Origin of the sequence: Crossiella sp. SN42, assembly GCF_023897065.1 — a bacterium.
In the GTDB taxonomy this organism is placed as follows: Bacteria; Actinomycetota; Actinomycetes; order Mycobacteriales; family Pseudonocardiaceae; genus Crossiella.
In genome coordinates this window covers 53,591-69,739 of sequence record NZ_JAMHIV010000007.1, presented here as the reverse complement: position 1 = coordinate 69,739, position 16,149 = coordinate 53,591, and the positions used below count along the sequence as shown (strand labels likewise).

The 16,149-nt window shown below is 71.5% G+C and carries 18 protein-coding genes and 1 pseudogene; 6 read left to right on the top strand and 13 right to left on the bottom strand.

All coding sequences use genetic code 11. The features are described 5' to 3' along the window. Positions 1-3 precede the first annotated feature (3 nt). The gene (locus M8C13_RS10250) at positions 4-393 is read left to right on the top strand and encodes a VOC family protein (RefSeq protein ID WP_252480282.1); all 390 of its coding nucleotides are present in this window, start codon (positions 4-6) and stop codon (positions 391-393) included. On the opposite strand, the gene M8C13_RS10245 is transcribed toward M8C13_RS10250, so the two are convergent. Beyond that, positions 378-1,781, bottom strand: a complete 1,404-nt coding sequence (locus M8C13_RS10245; RefSeq protein WP_252480281.1) for an FAD-dependent monooxygenase — start codon at positions 1,779-1,781, stop codon at positions 378-380. The genes M8C13_RS10250 and M8C13_RS10245 overlap by 16 nt on opposite strands. Positions 1,782-1,848: 67 nt before the next feature. Between M8C13_RS10245 and M8C13_RS10240 the strand changes: the two genes are divergently transcribed. Further along, positions 1,849-2,475, top strand: coding sequence for a TetR/AcrR family transcriptional regulator C-terminal domain-containing protein (locus M8C13_RS10240; RefSeq protein WP_252480280.1), 627 nt, complete (start codon positions 1,849-1,851; stop codon positions 2,473-2,475). 64 nt (positions 2,476-2,539) lie between these two features. Here the strand turns inward: M8C13_RS10240 and M8C13_RS10235 are convergent, their stop codons facing one another. Continuing rightward, positions 2,540-2,920 (bottom strand): VOC family protein, encoded by a 381-nt coding sequence (locus M8C13_RS10235; protein WP_252480279.1) that lies wholly within the window; start codon positions 2,918-2,920, stop codon positions 2,540-2,542. Positions 2,921-2,950: 30 nt separating this feature from the next. Between M8C13_RS10235 and M8C13_RS10230 the strand changes: the two genes are divergently transcribed. The 3 genes from M8C13_RS10230 to M8C13_RS10220 all read left to right on the top strand — a co-directional run bounded on the left by M8C13_RS10230 (position 2,951) and on the right by M8C13_RS10220 (position 7,875). Further along, positions 2,951-3,523 carry an HhH-GPD-type base excision DNA repair protein gene (locus M8C13_RS10230; RefSeq protein ID WP_252480278.1) on the top strand — a complete coding sequence of 191 codons (573 nt, stop codon included), beginning with the start codon at positions 2,951-2,953 and terminating at the stop codon, positions 3,521-3,523. A gap of 52 nt (positions 3,524-3,575) precedes the next feature. Next, positions 3,576-4,718, top strand: coding sequence for an epoxide hydrolase family protein (locus M8C13_RS10225; RefSeq protein WP_252480277.1), 1,143 nt, complete (start codon positions 3,576-3,578; stop codon positions 4,716-4,718). Between the two features lie 199 nt (positions 4,719-4,917). Next, the gene (locus M8C13_RS10220) at positions 4,918-7,875 is read left to right on the top strand and encodes an LGFP repeat-containing protein (protein WP_252480276.1); all 2,958 of its coding nucleotides are present in this window, start codon (positions 4,918-4,920) and stop codon (positions 7,873-7,875) included. Between the two features lie 50 nt (positions 7,876-7,925). On the opposite strand, the gene M8C13_RS10215 is transcribed toward M8C13_RS10220, so the two are convergent. Genes M8C13_RS10215 through M8C13_RS10200 form a run of 4 tightly spaced genes read right to left on the bottom strand, consistent with a single transcriptional unit; the run spans position 7,926 to position 10,718 of the window. Next, the gene (locus M8C13_RS10215) at positions 7,926-8,867 is read right to left on the bottom strand and encodes a bile acid:sodium symporter (protein WP_252480275.1); all 942 of its coding nucleotides are present in this window, start codon (positions 8,865-8,867) and stop codon (positions 7,926-7,928) included. 24 nt (positions 8,868-8,891) lie between these two features. Next, positions 8,892-9,668: a MerR family transcriptional regulator gene (locus tag M8C13_RS10210; RefSeq protein ID WP_252480274.1), complete on the bottom strand. Its 777-nt coding sequence runs from the start codon at positions 9,666-9,668 to the stop codon at positions 8,892-8,894. A 52-nt stretch (positions 9,669-9,720) separates the two neighbouring features. After that, positions 9,721-10,347 (bottom strand): cation transporter, encoded by a 627-nt coding sequence (locus M8C13_RS10205; RefSeq protein WP_252480454.1) that lies wholly within the window; start codon positions 10,345-10,347, stop codon positions 9,721-9,723. A gap of 35 nt (positions 10,348-10,382) precedes the next feature. Beyond that, positions 10,383-10,718, bottom strand: coding sequence for a helix-turn-helix transcriptional regulator (locus tag M8C13_RS10200; protein WP_252480273.1), 336 nt, complete (start codon positions 10,716-10,718; stop codon positions 10,383-10,385). Between the two features lie 122 nt (positions 10,719-10,840). Here M8C13_RS10200 and M8C13_RS10195 point away from each other — a divergent pair, with 122 nt between their 5' ends. Then, complete coding sequence (locus M8C13_RS10195) at positions 10,841-11,278, top strand: VOC family protein (protein WP_252480272.1); 438 nt, start codon at positions 10,841-10,843, stop codon at positions 11,276-11,278. Positions 11,279-11,287: 9 nt separating this feature from the next. On the opposite strand, the gene M8C13_RS10190 is transcribed toward M8C13_RS10195, so the two are convergent. From M8C13_RS10190 to M8C13_RS10160, 7 genes and pseudogenes are all read right to left on the bottom strand, one after another. Further along, positions 11,288-11,809, bottom strand: a complete 522-nt coding sequence (locus M8C13_RS10190) for an SDR family NAD(P)-dependent oxidoreductase (protein ID WP_256508846.1) — start codon at positions 11,807-11,809, stop codon at positions 11,288-11,290. Continuing rightward, positions 11,772-12,062: pseudogene (locus tag M8C13_RS45370) on the bottom strand (SDR family NAD(P)-dependent oxidoreductase); the annotation flags it as partial. The pseudogene M8C13_RS45370 and the gene M8C13_RS10190, both read right to left, overlap by 38 nt. A gap of 367 nt (positions 12,063-12,429) precedes the next feature. Then, positions 12,430-12,846: an SRPBCC family protein gene (locus tag M8C13_RS10180; RefSeq protein ID WP_252480270.1), complete on the bottom strand. Its 417-nt coding sequence runs from the start codon at positions 12,844-12,846 to the stop codon at positions 12,430-12,432. Continuing rightward, positions 12,843-13,181 carry a helix-turn-helix transcriptional regulator gene (locus M8C13_RS10175; protein ID WP_252480269.1) on the bottom strand — a complete coding sequence of 113 codons (339 nt, stop codon included), beginning with the start codon at positions 13,179-13,181 and terminating at the stop codon, positions 12,843-12,845. The genes M8C13_RS10180 and M8C13_RS10175 overlap by 4 nt, the downstream gene beginning before the upstream one ends. A 41-nt stretch (positions 13,182-13,222) precedes the next feature. Further along, a complete protein-coding gene (locus M8C13_RS10170; protein ID WP_252480268.1) occupies positions 13,223-14,425 on the bottom strand; it encodes an MFS transporter in 1,203 nt (400 codons plus the stop codon). A 45-nt stretch (positions 14,426-14,470) separates the two neighbouring features. Then, the gene (locus M8C13_RS10165; protein ID WP_256508872.1) at positions 14,471-15,244 is read right to left on the bottom strand and encodes an enoyl-CoA hydratase/isomerase family protein; all 774 of its coding nucleotides are present in this window, start codon (positions 15,242-15,244) and stop codon (positions 14,471-14,473) included. Positions 15,245-15,301: 57 nt separating this feature from the next. Continuing rightward, positions 15,302-16,096: an LLM class flavin-dependent oxidoreductase gene (locus tag M8C13_RS10160; protein WP_252480266.1), complete on the bottom strand. Its 795-nt coding sequence runs from the start codon at positions 16,094-16,096 to the stop codon at positions 15,302-15,304. Positions 16,097-16,149: the final 53 nt, after the last annotated feature.

Here is a 16,149-nt window from a genome sequence, read left to right as displayed (position 1 = left end):
GGGATGACCAATCCGAGTCCGCCCAGCATCTACCCGACCCTGCGCTACACCGACGCCGACGCCGCGGTCACCCAGCTGACCACGGTGTTCGGCCTCGCCGAGAAGTCGGTCTCCCGGTCCCCGGCGGGCATGATCGAGCACGCCGAGCTGACCTGGGGCAACGGGCTGATCATGCTCAGCCAGCGCAGCGCTGAGCCCAGCCCGTTCGACACCGGCCGCAGCGTGCTCTACCTGGTGGTGGCCGACCCGGACGCCCACCACGACCGGGCGGTGGCCGCCGGGGCGCAGGTGATCATGCCGCTGACCGACCAGCCGTACGGGTCCAGGGAGTACGCGGCCACCGACCTCGAGGGCAACGTGTGGTGCTTCGGCACCTATCAGCCCACAGTGTGAACTGCGCGCGCGGGGACCTCGATCGCACCGAGGTAGCCGTCCGGCCGCACCAGCACCACCGCGCCCTCCGGCACGCCGTAGCTCGCCCGCACCGACTCCTCGGTGACCACGACGGTGCGCACGTTCTGGCTGGTCAGCTCAGGAGTGGTCGCGCTCGTCCCGAACTCCAGCCGGGTCCAGTGCGGCCCGCGGAACAGCTCGAACAACCGCCGCCCGTCAGCCAGCCGGGCATCGGGCGCGCGGTCCCCGGCGGCAAGCCCGGTCGCGCTCTGCCAACCCGGCCGCGCCAGTGGCCCGCCGCGGTAGCTGATGTCGAGCTGGTCGGTCTCCTTGCCGCGCCGGATGCCCTCGGTGGCGTCCCGTTCGACCAGCCGTGAGCTCAGGCCCAGCACGTCCGCGGCCACCGGCAGCCGCTCGGCCTGGTAGGTCTCCAGCAGCTCGGCCGGCTCTCCGGAGAGCACCGCAGCCAGTTTCCAGCCGAGGTTGTAGGCGTCCTGCACGCCGGTGTTGAGTCCCTGGCCGCCGGCGGGGGAGTGCACGTGCGCGGCGTCCCCGGCCAGGAACACCCGGCCGACCCGGTAGCGGTCCACCATCCGCACGTTGGCCCGGTACCGGGAGAGCCAGCGCAGCTCGGTCAGCCGCAGCTCCGCCCGCCCGGTCGCGGCGGTGACCAGCTCCTGAAGCCCGGCCAGCGTGGGCAACTCGACGCCGTCCGGGGGCGGGGCGATGAGCTGGAAGGTGTCGGTCCCGGCCAGCGGGCACAACGCGAGCGGCCCGGACTCGCCACGCCAGATGTGCCAGAACTCGCGGTCCAGGCCGGTGAGCCGGAGGTCGCCGACGAGCATCTGCTGGGTCTCGATGGTCTCGCCGAGGAAGTCCACGCCCAGGGTCTTGCGCACGAAGCTGCGGCCGCCGTCCGCGCCCACCAGGTAGCAGGCGCGCACGCTCTGCCCGCCCACGGTCGCGCTCACCCCGTTCTCGTCCTGGGTGAACCCGGTCAGCGGCGTGCCGAACTCCACCGCGCCGCCCAGTTCGGCCAGGCGCTCGCGCAGCAGCGCCTCGGTGCGCCACTGCGGGCTCATCAGGCCGTTCGGGTAAGGCACCGCGTCGGTGGCTTCGCGGGGTACGAACAGCTGGTGGTCGCCGAGCACCTGGTAGCCGCGGTAGGCGCGCATCCGCGGATACGGGCCGCCGTGGGCGAGGAGGCGCTCCAGCACGCCGAGGTCCTCGAAGACCTCCTGGGTGCGGGGCTGGATGCCCTTGCCGCGGGAGCCGTTGAAGGGTTCGGTGGCGGCCTCGACCAGGCGGAACGGGATGTTCCGGCGGGCCAGGTCGATGGCCAGGGTGAGGCCGGTGGGTCCGGCGCCTGCGATGAGGACGGGCAGCACGAGCACTCCTTAACGTCGTTCAATTTAACGTCGTTAAGGTTGCTTGAACGGCGTTAAGCTGTCAACCATGGCTCTGGATCGCGACACGGTGGTCCGCACCGCACTGGCGGTGCTCGACGAGGTCGGCCTGGACGCGCTGACCCTGCGCCGGATCGCCGCCAGCCTCGACGTGCAGGCTCCGGCGCTGTACTGGCACTTCAAGAACAAGCAGGAGCTCGTCGACGAGATGGCCACCCGGGTGCTGCGCTCGGCCACCGAGGTCCCGGAGGCCGAGTGGGCCGGGCTGGACTGGCGCGGGGTGGCCCGGCGCAACGGCCACGGCCTGCGCCGCGCGTTGCTGGCCCACCGCGACGGCGCGCGCATGGTCGCGGGCACCCACCTGACCGACACCAGCGCCTACGCCTCGATGGAGCGCACGCTGGCGATCTTCACCGCCGCCGGCTTCAGCCTCTCCGCCGCGATCACCGCGCTGACCACGGTCTACCACTTCACCGTCGGGTTCGTCATCGAGGAGCAGGCGGTGCAGCCCCGCCCCGGCGAGCGCGACCCGAGCTATGACGTCGCCACCCGCGCGGCCCGGATGGACGCCGGGGCGACCCCGCTGGCGGTGGCCGCGGGCGAGGAGCTGTTCAGCGACTTCGACCGCCGCTACCAGGCCGGGCTGGACGTCATCGTGCGCGGCCTGGACCGCTGACCACCCCAGTTGTGGTGCCACACCCGTGGCGGAAGGGCATCAGCCCAGCTCAGCGGCCCGGCGGTCAGTGACCGAGCAGGCAGAACGGGTGCCCGGCCGGATCGGCGTAGACCTGCCAGCCCCGCCCGAGCATGCCGTCCAGCAGGGTGGCCCCCAGCTCCAGGACCCGCTCGTGCGCGGTGGCCAGGTCGGCCACGTCGATGTCCAGGTGCGCCTGCTGCGGCCGCGCCGGATCGCCCCACACCGGGGGCTGGTGCCGCGGCTGGCGCTGGAAGCAGAGCACCTGGCCGTCGGGCAGGTGCAGGGTGGACCAGTCGGCGTTGACCGCCCACCGCCGGTCCGGCCGGTTGACCTCGCCACCGAGCAGTTCCTGGTAGAAGGCGGCCAGTCGGCGCGGGGCCGGACAGTCCAGGACGACGCACTGGAACACACCCAAGGGACGCACCCGCGAGAGGCTACTGCCATCCTTGTCGCCATGACTCGCACGCTGTGCCTGGCCCAGGACCCGGCCGCGGACGCCCTGCTGACCGAGAGCCACCTGGCGCTGCTGTTCGGCATGCTGCTGGACCAGCAGATCCCGATGGAGAAGGCGTTCAAGGGCCCCAGGGTGCTCGCCGACCGGCTGGGCGAGCTGGACGTGCGGCGCATCGCCGAGCTGGACCCCGAGGAGTTCACCTCGGTGATGGCCACCCCGCCCGCGGTGCACCGCTTCCCCGGCTCGATGGGCAAGCGGCTCCAGGAACTCGCGCGGTTCCTGGTCGAGCACTACGACGGCCAGGTCGAGCGGCTGTGGACCGAGGGCGAGCCGGACGGCAAGGAGGTCCTCAAGCGGCTCAAGGCGCTGCCCGGCTTCGGCGACCAGAAGGCCCGGATCTTCCTGGCCCTGCTGGGCAAGCAGCGCGGCATCACCCCGAAGGGCTGGCGCGCGGCCGCGGGCGCCTACGGCGAGGACGGCGCCCGGCGCAGCGTGGCCGACGTGGTGGACACCGCCACCCTGACCGAGGTCCGCGAGTTCAAGAAGGCGGCCAAAGCGGCGGCCAAGGCTTAACCGCTGACCGAAGAGGACCGAAGTTGTCCTCTTCGCTGCCTACGGTGGTGTCATGACCGAGATCGCCCCCTTCCGCATCGACATCCCCCAGTCCCAGCTGGACGACCTGCACGCGCGGCTGGACCTGACCCGCTGGCCGGAGGAGCTGCCCGGTGCGGGCTGGGACCACGGGGTCCCGCTCGGCTACCTGCGCGAGCTGGCCGCTCACTGGCGGCACGGCTACGACTGGCGCGCCCACGAGCAGCGCCTCAACGGCTATCCGCAGTTCACCACCGAGATCGACGGCCACCGGCTGCACTTCCTGCACATCCGCTCCCTGGAGCCGGATGCGGTGCCGCTGATCATGACCCACGGCTGGCCCGGCTCGATCGCGGAGTTCCTGGACGTGATCGGCCCGCTGACCGACCCGCGCGGCCACGGCGCCCCCGAGGGCAGCCCCGCCTTCCACCTGGTGCTGCCCTCCATCCCCGGCTACGGCTTCTCCGGCCCGACCACCGAGGCCGGCTGGAACGTGGCCAGGGTGGCCAATGCCTTCGCCGAGCTGATGCGGCGGCTGGGCTATGACCGCTACTTCGCCCAGGGCGGGGACTGGGGCTCGGCGATCAGCCTGGCGCTGGGCGCGGCCGACCCCGACCACGTGCACGCGGTGCACCTGAACATGCTGATCACCCTGCCCGACCCCGAGATCGAGCTCACCGAGGCGGAGCAGGCCAAGCTGGCCACCCTGGGCCGCTACCAGGACGAGCTGTCCGGCTACATGAAGATCCAGTCCACCCGGCCGCAGACCCTCTCCTACGGGCTCACCGACTCCCCGGTGGGCCAGCTGGCCTGGATCGCGGAGAAGTTCAAGGAGTGGACCGACTCCGACTCCGCGCCCGAGGACGCGGTGGACCGCGACCACCTGCTGACCAACGTGATGCTGTACTGGCTCACCGGCACCGCCGGCTCCTCCGCGCGGCTGTACTACGAGTCCGCCCGCGCCTGGGGCCGCCAGCCCGCGCTGAGCTGCCCGCTGGGTGTGGCGGTCTTCCCGCACGACCTCACCCAGCCGGTGCGGCGGCTGGCCGAGAAGCAGCAGCCGACGCTGACGCACTGGAGCGAGATGCCGCGCGGCGGGCACTTCGCGGCCATGGAGGAGCCGGAGCTGTTCGTGGCGGATGTGCGGAAGTTCTTCCGCGACCAGCTGCCCATGTGATCAAGTAAGCCTCTACGGGGCCGGTCCCGGCACCCACGGGACCGGCCCCGTAGAACCCCTCCCCGCCCAGCTCACTCCCGGTATCCCCGGTTTCCCGCGCGATTGGGATACGGCGAACCCCTGCCCGGACAACCTCGCTCGCCCCGAGACTCGGCAGCACCGGCCAGATCGGCCAGGACGAGAGCCAGGGGAGAACACGGTGTCAGCAACGCGCGCACGGCGCTGGTGGGGGCTGCTGCTCGCCTCAGCCCTGGCCGCCGGGACGCTCACGGCCAGCGCCACGGCCCAGCCCAGACCACCCGAGCCGCCCGCCGCGCCAGCCGCGACGCCCGCGGTCACCTGCGCGATCACCCCGTTCGGCCTGATCGGCCAGCGCTGGCAGGACCTCAACGCCGGCGCGGGCCCGCTGGGCTGCCCGACCGGCCAGGAACAGGACGTGCCCGGCCGCCGCGGCCGCAAGCAGTCCTTCGAGCGCGGCGAAGTCGTCTGGTCCCCCGACCAGGGCCCGAACCTGGTCGTCTCGGCCTACCGGGTGCACAACGACGTCACCGTGGACTGGGGTCCCACCAACGACCCGTGGAACTACGACGGCTTCCTGATCGGCTGGTTCCACAACGGCCTGTCCAGGGTGGAGGACGTCTACGGCGGCCCGCGCACCTGGGGCACCTTCACCATGCCGCTGACCCGCGGCGCCGGCCGCTACGACTTCACCGTCACCGGCTGCGACAAGCTGCCCGGCCAGTCCGGGCACAAGTGCGACCAGGGCGCGTCCATCCCGGTCAGCGTCACCCTGCCGGACACCGGCGCCACCCCGACCGGCTGCCCCGGCGCGGCGGTGGAAGGCACGCTCGGGCGGCGCTGGCGGGAGATGGGCGGGGCGACCGGCAAGCTCGGCTGCCCGACCGGCGCGGCGGTGACCGCGCCCAAGGGCCGGGTGCAGAGCTTCCAGCACGGCCAGCTCGCCGAGTCACCCGGCCAGGGCGGCAACCTGGTGGTGGCTGCCTACTCGGTGAAGGGCCGGGTCTACGTCGAGTGGGGACCCAGCGACGGCTACTTCTACGACTTCTTCATCGTGCGCTGGTACCAGCCGGGCCGGGAGGCCAAGCAGGCCGATGTGAAGTACCGCCAAGATCGGCGGCGGGAAGGCTTCTACAGCTTCAACGCCGAGGTCGGCGGTGAGATCGGCGTGGAGGTCCAGGGCTGCGACAACAGCCTCGGCGGCGCGCAGTGCCGGCAGGGCTGGACCCAGCGGGTGGCCACCACGGTGCGCTTCCCCGGCGGCGTCGACCTCGCCGGCGTCACCGCCACCACCCCCGCGGAGGCGCCCCGGCACCTGGACAAGCGCCGGGAGCTGGTCGCGGACTACCAGGCCTGCCAGAGCGTGCTCAGCCCGACCGGGGAGAAGGCCGGCGAGGACACCGGCATCGTGCTGATGGCGCATCTGGAACGGCTGCGCCGCAAGGGCACCGGCAGCCAGTGCGAGAACCAGGCGCCCAGCCAGGAGCTGGTCAACCGGGTGCTGCGGCAGATGCGCCCGTACCTGACCGGCTCCTCCACTGACGACATCCCGACCTGCCACCGCGACGCCGACTACGACGCGGTGCTCAAGAGCCTGGTGGTGATCACCAGCAGGTACTGGGACCTGGTCTACCCGCTGACCCGCAAGCACCTGCTGCACCACCTGCTCAGCGAGCACGGCCCGCACTCGGTGGACGATGAGAAGATCACCGTCTGCGGCCTGGTCAACGTGCCGGAGACGGAGAACCACCGGCTGCTCATCGAGAGCTCCCGCTACCTGAGCAACCAACGGCTGCGCGAGGCCACCGGCGAGGCCCGCTACGACAACGTGGCCAACGGCATGCGCGAGCACCTGCTGCGGCTGCTGCAACTCTTCGCCAAGCACGACTTCATGGAGTACAACGCCCGCCCCTACCAGCGGTACTCGCTCAACGCGCTGCTCAACCTGTTCGACCACGCCCAGGACCCGGCCATCCGCACCGCGGCCCAGATCGTGCTCGACTACGCCACCACCAAGTTCGCGGTCAGTAGCAACCAGCTGCGCCGGGCCGGTCCGTTCCGCCGGATCGCCGACCGCGCCGATGCCGACAACCAGAGCTACTACACCGGCAACTCCGACCCGCAGACCGGCTTCTTCCTGCTGTGGACCGGCCTGGCCGGCAACACCGGCGGGCGCATCCCGCACCACTTCACCGGTGAGGCGCTCATCGTCGGGGTATCGGGCTACCTGCCGCCGCGTGCCGCGATCCACCGGGCGATGGACAAGTCCGGCGCGGCCTACCAGCACTCCTTCCACCACGGCGCGCGGCCGAAGCTGAGCTTCTCCGCCGACAGCGCCATGCCGGGCATCGAGGTCTACCGCAGCTCGCCGTCCTTCCAGCTCACCGCGGGCGGGATCTGGGGCAACAGCGGCTACGGCCTGGACGAGCTCCGCGGCCCCAAGCTCTACGGCCGCGCCCAGGCCACCACCCTGATGCCCACCCTCAACTCCCCGGGCCGGGAGACCCGCGCCGATGACCTGATCCGCTTCGACGGCTTCCACAACAGCGGTGGCCCCGCCGACCGGGACCGGGTCAACACCTGCGTGCAGGACGGCTTCGCCTGTGGCCTGCGGCTGAGCGTGCCGCAGTTCCTGCGGGAGTGCGCGCAGCGGGTGACCGAGGCCCGCTGGGAGTTCCTCAACCTCAACACCCCGGCCTGCGGGAACCTGGGCGTGTACGTGGCGCTCAACAGTGTGGACAGCGGAAACCCCGCGCACGGCACGGTCGGCGTCCTGCACGCGGTGGAGTCGACCACCATGGACTTCGCCGCCTTCCACACCCGCACCAGGGAGCGCAACCCGAACCTGACCACCGAGATCGCCAACCAGTCGGCGGGCACCATGACCACCGCCGAGGGCCGCCGCTACCAGTTCAAGCTCACCACCGGCGACAACTACGAGACCCTGATCAAGGCCATCGACGGCCAGCCGGTGGCGAACTGGACCAGCGCGCCGCTGGTCTCCGGCCCGATCCTGCGCAGCCGGGGCCACGAGGGCCACCTGGAGATCAGCTACCCGGAATGCCAGTCCACCACCACGCTGGACTACCGGGACCCGCTCAACCCGGCCATCACCACCCAGGGCGGCACCTGCCGCTGACCCCGCCCGGTCCGTCCCGCGCCGCGCCAGGCCGCGCGGGACGGACCGCTTCAACGTTGCGGCACCAGCCGAGGCACCACCCGGACGTAGACCACCATGCCGACCACCTCGACCAGGGTCTGCGCGACCACCACCACCGCGGCCAGGGCCAGCGAGTCCGGCAGGGCCAGCGCCAGCGGCAGCACGACCAGGGAGTTGCGGGTGGCGCCGGTGAACACGATCGCCCGCCCAGCCGCGACATCCAGCCGGAACAACCGCGCCACGGCCACCCCGGCGAAGGCCATCACCACCAAGAACACCACATAGAACGGCACCACCTCCGCCACCCTGGCGAGCCCCGCACCGAGCTTGGGCACCTGCGAGGCCACCACGATCACCAGCGTCACCGCCATCAGCGGCACCATGGCCGTGCCCAGCGCCGCCACGACCGCCCGCCCGGCCGCGCGACGGGCCGCCCAGACCTGGGTGAGCCAGGCCAGCGCCAGCGGAACGACGATCAACACCAGGAACGCTTCCAGGAACGGCCCGGCCCGCACCACCTGGCCCAGCTCCGCCCCCAGGAACAGCCACAACAACCCCGGCAGCAGCACCATCTGCGCGAGCAGCAGCACCGGCGTGGCCGCGAGCAGCCGCCGGCTGCTGCCCCCGGCCAGCCCGCTGAAGACGATCACGTAGTCCACGCACGGGGTCAGCAGCACCAGCAACACCCCCAGCCGCAACGCCCGCTCACCGGGCAGGAAGGCGAACATCCTGGCGACCACCACCGGCACCACCACGAAGTTGACCACCAGCGCCGCGGCCAGGAACCGCCCATCCCGCAGCGAACGCCCCAGCTCCGCCACGGGCACCTGCAGGAAGGTCACGAACAGCAGGGCGGCCAGCACCGGGTTGATGGCCCACTCCAGCCCCGGCCCCGCAGCCGGGACGGCCCAGCCCACCGCGGCCCCGGCTGCCAGTGCGCCCAGGTAGATGGCGACCTGGTGGCGTTCCATGCGCACTAGCTCCTCGCGGCGGGGTCAGGCGGCGGGGGTGAACAACTCGGCGAGCAGCTCCGCCCCGTCGGCGGGCGCGCGGACTTCCAGGTACAGCACCGGACCGTCCAGGTGCAGCCGGAAGTCGAAGAACGGACAGCACCCCTGCTCATCCACCGCCAGCGCCGCGACCTGCCCGGCCCGCGCGGCAGACAGCACCAGCCGCACCCCTTCCGCGATCGGCTCGGTCTCCGCGCCGTCGAGCAGCCGCCGCCACTGTGCCACCCGCTCGGTGAGCGCCGTCCCGGCCAGTCCCGTCCCGGTCAGCGAGCAGGCCACCGGCGCGGTGCGCCATCGCTCGCTGCCCGCCGCGTCGCCAGCGGGATCTGCGCCGGTGTCGGTGCCGGAATCCGCGTCGGTGTCGAGGAGGGCGCACTGCGAGTCGCAGCGGCCGCTGCGGTCGGGCAGCGCGTCCAGGTGCGCCAGCGCCCGGCGCAGCAGCGCGGTGAACGCCGCCAGCTCCGCCGCCCGCTGCTCGGCACCGGCGATCCGCGCGCCGATCCGCGGCCGCAGCTGTGCCTTGACCTCGGCGCAGGACCCGGACTCCCACACCGCCAGCAGCTCGGCGATCTCCTCCAGCGGCAGTCCCAGGTGCTTGGCCGCCCCGATGAACTCCAGCCGCTCCACCGCGTCCTGGCCGTAGTGGCGGTAGCCGGCCGGTGTCCGCTCGGCCGGCAGCAGTCCGGCGCTCTCGTAGAACCGCAGGGTGCTGGCCGGGACACCGGTGCGTTCGGCCAGTTGGGAGATCCGCAGCGCGCTCACCACCCGACGGTAAACCTTCAACCCGACTCGAAGGTCAAGCCCCATTCGCCACTCAGCAGCAGTGCTGCCCCCGCCACGCCTCCCGGCCTTCCTTGACCGCCACCGCCGCGATCACCAGCGCCACCAGCGGATCGGCCCACCACCACCCCAGCAGCGAGTTCAGCAGCAGCCCCGCCAGCAGGACACCGGAGAGGTAGGTGCACAGCAGCGTCTGCTTCGAGTCGGCCACCGCACTGGCCGACCCCAGCTCCCGCCCGGCCCGCCGCTGCGCGGCCGACAGGAACGGCATCACCACCAGCGACACCGCCGCCAGCACGATCCCGATCGTGGAATGCGCCGCCGGCTCGGCATCCACAAAGGTCCGCACCGACTCGACTGACACATAGGCGGCCAGCGCGAAGAACGACAGCGCGATCACCCGCAACGCCGCCCGCTCCCGCCCCTGGGGATCGCGGCCGGAGAACTGCCAGGCCACCGCCACCGCCGAGGCCACCTCGATGACGGAGTCCAACCCGAACCCGATCAACGCGGTGGAGGAGGCCAGGGTCCCCGCGGTGATCGCCACCACGGCCTCGATCACGTTGTAGGTGATCGTCGCGGCCACCAGCAGCCGCACCCGCCGGATGAGCACCGCCCGCCGTCCCGTGTCCGGCGCCGGGGGAGTGGCGGCACAGCACACGCCCGCGCAGCCACCCGTCGTAGCTTCCTGGCTGCTCACGCAGTGTCCTCCCCATCCGAGGAGAGGCAGGGCTGCCCGGTGTCGACGGCCAGCACAACCTGCGCCAGCTCCCGCAACGCGCGGGCAAGATGCTCATCGGCCAGCGCGTAGCGGACCTGGCGGCCTTCATAGGCGGCCACCACCAGACCACAACCCCGCAGGCAGGCCAGGTGGTTGGACACATTCGAGCGGGTCAGCCCCAACCGCTCGGCCAGCAACGCCGGATAACTCACCCCGTCCAGCAACGCGACCAGGATCCGGCACCGAGTCGGATCAGCCAGCGCGCGCCCCAGCCGGGCCAGCGCGTCCTCCCGCGTCTCACACTTCAGCACACGCAGAACCATACAGCCACAGCTGAACCAACAAAAGCGTGCCACCGATGTCGAGACCAGCCCGGCGGCTCCGTCCCAGGACCAGACGCGGCCACCAGGGTCGCCCCACCAAGGAGACCGGCATGACGATCCAGCGCATGGAACACATCGGCATCGTCGTCAACGACCTCGCCGCCGCCGTGGCCTTCTTCGTCGAGCTCGGACTCGAACTCGAAGGTCAGATGCCAGTCGAAGGTCCCGTGGTGGACCGCATCGTCGGGCTGCCCGGAGTCCGGTCGGACGTCGCGATGCTGCGCACCCCGGACGGCAACAGCCGGCTCGAACTGTGCAAGTACCACACACCCGCAAGCCCCGCCGGCGACGCGAACGCCCCGGCGAACGCTCTCGGCATCCGGCACATCCTGTTCGCGGTCCAGGGCCTCGACGAGCTGCTCGACCGCTTGCGGCCGCACGGCGGCGAACTCGTCGGCGAAGTGGTCCGCTACGAGAACAGCTTCCGGATCTGCTACCTCCGCGGTCCGGAGGGCATCATCATCGAACTGGCCGAACAGCTCAGCTGACCGACCCGATCAGTCGACCGGAGCTGGTGCGGGACCCCACAGCCGGGGCGCGTAACCGATGCTCCAGCCCCCGTCCACGGCGAAGATGCTGCCGGTGACGTAACTGGCCAGGTCCGAGCACAGCATGACCGCGGTGTTGGCGATCTCCACCGGCTCAGCCAGCCGCCCCATGGGAATCATGGCCAGCGCCTGCTCGATGGTCCCAGCGCCCTGTTGCTGGGCGTGCTCGGCGAGCGGGGTCCGGACTCCGCCGGGGCAGATCGCGTTGACGCGGATCCCGCGCTTGGCGTACTCCAGAGCAGCGGTCTTGGTCAGGCCGACCACGGCGTGCTTGGCCGCGATGTAGGGCGCGAGCCCGGCGTCCACCGCGCTCAAGGCCACGACCGAGGCGGTGTTCACGATGGCGCCGCCACCCTGGGCGAGCATCTGCCGCGCCTCGTGCCGTATGCCAACATGACGCCCTTGAGGTTGACCCCGAGAACCCGGCCCAGTCCTCCTCGGTGTGCTCCTCCAACGCGCTGACTGACCCATCGACGCCGGCATTGTTGAACGCGCAGTCCAGCTGCCCGAACCGGTCCACCGCCGCCCGCACCAGGGCCTCCACGTCCGCGTCCCTGGTCATGTCGGTGCGCACGAACACCGCCTGCGCGCCGGTGGCCCGAACCGCCCACTCTTGCCAGCAAGCAACCCCATGGACAGCTCCTCCTTGTGCGACTGGGCTTTCCGGCCTTGCGGACCATAGGGCAGTGATCGACTTCGCAACTTCTGCGGACGACCGTGGCACACGCTGGCTGGGCCCAGCGATTCGCCAACACGCTGTGCCTTGTCCGGATTGGCAGACCGCTACCGGGCGGCGGTCCTGGTGACCTCAGCGAGCCTGCCCGCCGAGGGTGGCAACGGCCCTGCCGCGACGACAGCACGGACCAGCGTGACCCGCGCCCAGGACAAGTTCGCCGTGGGTCGTGCAGAGCCGTTGCTGGGCAACGGTTTCTCGGTCCGCCGAGGGCTTCGCCGGCAGACGGGGACGGGTGGGATTGAGCGCGGCCGCGTGTCGCATGCCGGGGCACGGTTGGGCGACGCGATGCAGGGTTGTGTGGGTTGTGTCTGCCTTTCGTGGTTTGCGGGCCGGGGGAGGGGACCGGTGGGGCGGGTCAGGGGGAGAGGTGGGTGGCGAGGGCGTCCAGGCAGTTGTGCCAGCCGGTGGTGTAGTTCTCGTAGCCTGCCGTTTCGGCGAAGGTGTGGGTCAGCACCAGGAGGCAGCCGGGGGGCTGGTCGTGCAGTTCCAGGCGCAGGTGGTCGTCGACCTCGCGGAAGGCGAAGACCTTGGGTGGGTCGACGTCGGTGATCTCGCCGTCCAGGGTGCCGCCCTCGCCGTTGTCGAAGCGGATGACGCCGCCGGTGCGCAGGTCCAGCTCGACCGCGGGGAAGGGGTACCAGGCACTGAGGTGCTCGGGCGTGGTCAGGGCGCGCCAGACCTTCTCCGGTGGGTGGGACAGGTGGCGTTCGATGCGCAGGGCGAGGCGGCCGTCGGGCAGGCGGGTGGTGTCGCCGGGTGGGGGAGTGGTCATCGGGTTTCCTTGCCGGGCTCGGTTTCGGTGGCGGGCATGGTGTCGAGGTGGTTTTCCAGGGCGTTGAGGCGGTCGGTCCACAGGCGGCGGTAGGGGGCGATCCAGGCGTCGATCTCGGCCAGCGGTTCCGGGCGCAGCTCGTACCAGCGGCGCTGGGCCTCCGGGCGGACGTGGACCAGTCCGGCCTCGCGCAGCACGCGCAGGTGCTTGGACGTGCCGGGCTGGGTCAGGCCGAGGTGCTCGGTCAGCTCACCGACCAGGCGGGGGCGTTCCAGCAGCAGGTCGAGGATGCGGCGGCGGGTGGGTTCGGCGAGTACTTCGAAGGTTGCGGGCACAGGAGGAACATACCATGAGGTTTATATACACCAAAATGGATTCACCTGGTGGTGGCCAGCGGGACCTCACGGAACACCCCAACCGGCAGCAACACCGCCAGCACCGCGACCCCCAGCGCACCCAACCAGAACGGCGCCGCCAGCCCGAACCAGCCCGCCAGCAACCCACCCAGCGCCGACCCGGCCAGCATCGCCGCCCCGGTCACCCACCGATAACTGCTGTGCACCCGTCCCAGCAGCTCAGGCGGCGTCAACGACTGCCGCAACGACGCCCCCACCGTGGAGAACACCAGCAGCTGCGCCCCCACCACCGCCGCCGCCACCCCGGCCACCACCACCTCCCGGCTCACCGCCAGCACCAGGTGCGCCACCGCCTCCAACACGAGCCCCGCCCGCACCAGCACCGGCACCCCGAACCACCCGACCAGGCGATCCGCCAGCAACCCACCGAGCACCCCACCCACCGCCGTGACCATCAGCAGCACACCGAACCCGAGCTCACCCAGCCCCAGCCGCTCCCGCGCGATGAGCACCAGCACCGCCGTCATCGCCCCCACGGTCACGTTCTCCGCGGCCACCGCCACCGTCAGCACCCGCAACACCCGGTGCCGCCACAACCACCGCACCCCGGCCACCACCTCGGCCCACACCGAAGCCCGCCCCGCACCCCGCTCCGCGACACCAGCAGGCAACCGCGCTGACAACACCGCCACCAGCAACAACGCCACCGCATCCAGCACGAACGGCACCCACACCGCCACCGCGAACAACAACGCCCCCACCGGCTTGGCCAGCAGGTCCCGCCCCACCACCGCCGCCCCGAGCAACCGCCCGTTCGCCCGCGTCAACCCCGCAGGCGGCACCAGCACCGGCACCAGCGTGCTCGCCGCGTTCTCAAAGGCCACCCCCGCGCAACCCACCACGAAGAACACCACGTACAACAGCCACAACGACGCCTGACCGGCCAGCAACGCCAGCCCGAGCGCACCCAGCGCCACCGACCGCACCAGCGCCGCGGTCACCAGCACCCGCCGCCGCGACACCCGGTCCACCAGCGCCCCGCTCGGCAGCGCGAACAGCATCCACGCCAGCTGCTGCGCCACCGCCAGCCCGGCCACCTGCACCGGATCCCTGGTCAGCGACGCCGCCAGCAACGGACCGGCCACCATGGTCACCCCATCGCCGACCGCCGACACCGCGCCGACGGTCCACAACCGGCCAAAACTCCGCCCCAGAGTCCCCATGACCACAGGACGTGCCGCACCCGGAACGAGTTGCGGGGGAGGAGCTCACCTGCCGTTGAACGTGGCCTTGCCCGGACCCTCGGTCAGGAACGACCGCACGCCGCCACGCAGGTCCTCGGTCTCGAACAACTCCGCCGCGATCCCGGTGACCTCCCGGTTCGCCTCCGCCACCCCACCCCGCTCGTAATGCGCCAGCACCCGCTTCGTCGCCGCGTGCGCCCTGGTCGGACCACCGGCCAGCCGCACAGCCAGCTCCCGCGCCGCCTCGGCGAAACCCTCCGCCGGCAGCACCCGGTTCACCACACCCCACTCCCGCAACGTCTCCGCCGGATACCGGTCCCCGGTGAACACGAACTCCTTCGCCCGCGCCACCCCCGCCCGAGCCGCCAGCCGCTGCGTGCCACCCATCGTCGGGGTCAACCCGATCACGTTCTCCACCAGGCCGAAGGAGGCCCGCTCACTGGCCACCAACAGATCACACGCCAGCGCCACCTCAAACGTCCAGGTCAGGCACAAGCCATGCGCGGCGAACACAGTAGGGAACGGCAGCACCGCAATCCGCTCCGGCACCTGAAGCATCCGGTCGAACAACACCTTCGCCTGCCCCGCATCAGCCTGCTCGGCGAACACCGACACATCCACCCCGCCACTGACCACCTTGCCCGCCGCCCGCACCAGCAACGCCCTCGGCCGCGCCGACTCCAGCTCACCGATCGCGGCCAGCAGCTCCTCCTGCAACGCCGCGGTGTAGAGGTTCAACGGCGGCGCGTCGATGGTCAGCACGGCCAACCCGGACGATTCCCGCTCAAGGCGAAGCAACTGCACCTCAGACTCCCGTCATCCACGCAAGGGCACACACGACAACAGCAACCAGGCTCACCGAGGGGGACCGGCGGCCACCACCGCCCGCAACTCCGCAACCGACCGCCGCCAGGCATCCTGCAGCAACCAGGTCACCCCGGCCTCCGCATACGCAGGCACCAGCGCCGCCGCCGGCTGCACCCCGCTGCCCCACAACGCCAGATCCGCATCGGCCCGCCCACCCGAGGCAACGAAGTCCGCCTTGATCCGCCCCGCCTGCTCCGGCGTCGGCAACACAAACCCGTCCCCATCCCGGATGATCGGGAACAACCCGTCCACCCGCGCCGCGGACAGGAACGGCGCCTTGCGCGGCCACAACCCACTGGTCCACATCGGCACCCGCACCGGCGCGAACCCCACGTCCGAAACCTGGAAGTGCACGCCCTCGTGCCGAACCCGCTCCCCGGCGAAGAACCGCTCCAGCAGCTCCACACCCTCCCGGAACCGCCCAGCCCGCACCGCGGCCGGCTCCGCCTCGCCAAAACGCTCGTAGTCCCTGGGCACCCCCATGCCCAGCCCCAGCCGCAACCGCCCACCGGACAACCGCTGCAACGTACCGGCCTCCGCGGCCAGCTTCCACGGCCGGCGACGGGGGAGCGGCACGATCATCGGCCCGAACACGATCCGGCTGGTCCGCGCCGCCACCGCACCCAAGGTCACCCACGGATCAGCCACCGGCGGCGCCGCCACCAGGTGATCCCACAGGAAGAAACCGTCCCAGCCCGACTCCTCGGCAGCCACCGCCAGCTCGGCCAGCAACGCCGGATCCCCGTACGGGCCGTAACAGGGCACGTAGATCGCAAACCGCATACCCGCAGTCTGGCAAAAAACGGTGTGGGGCGGTCGAAACAACCGCCCCACAC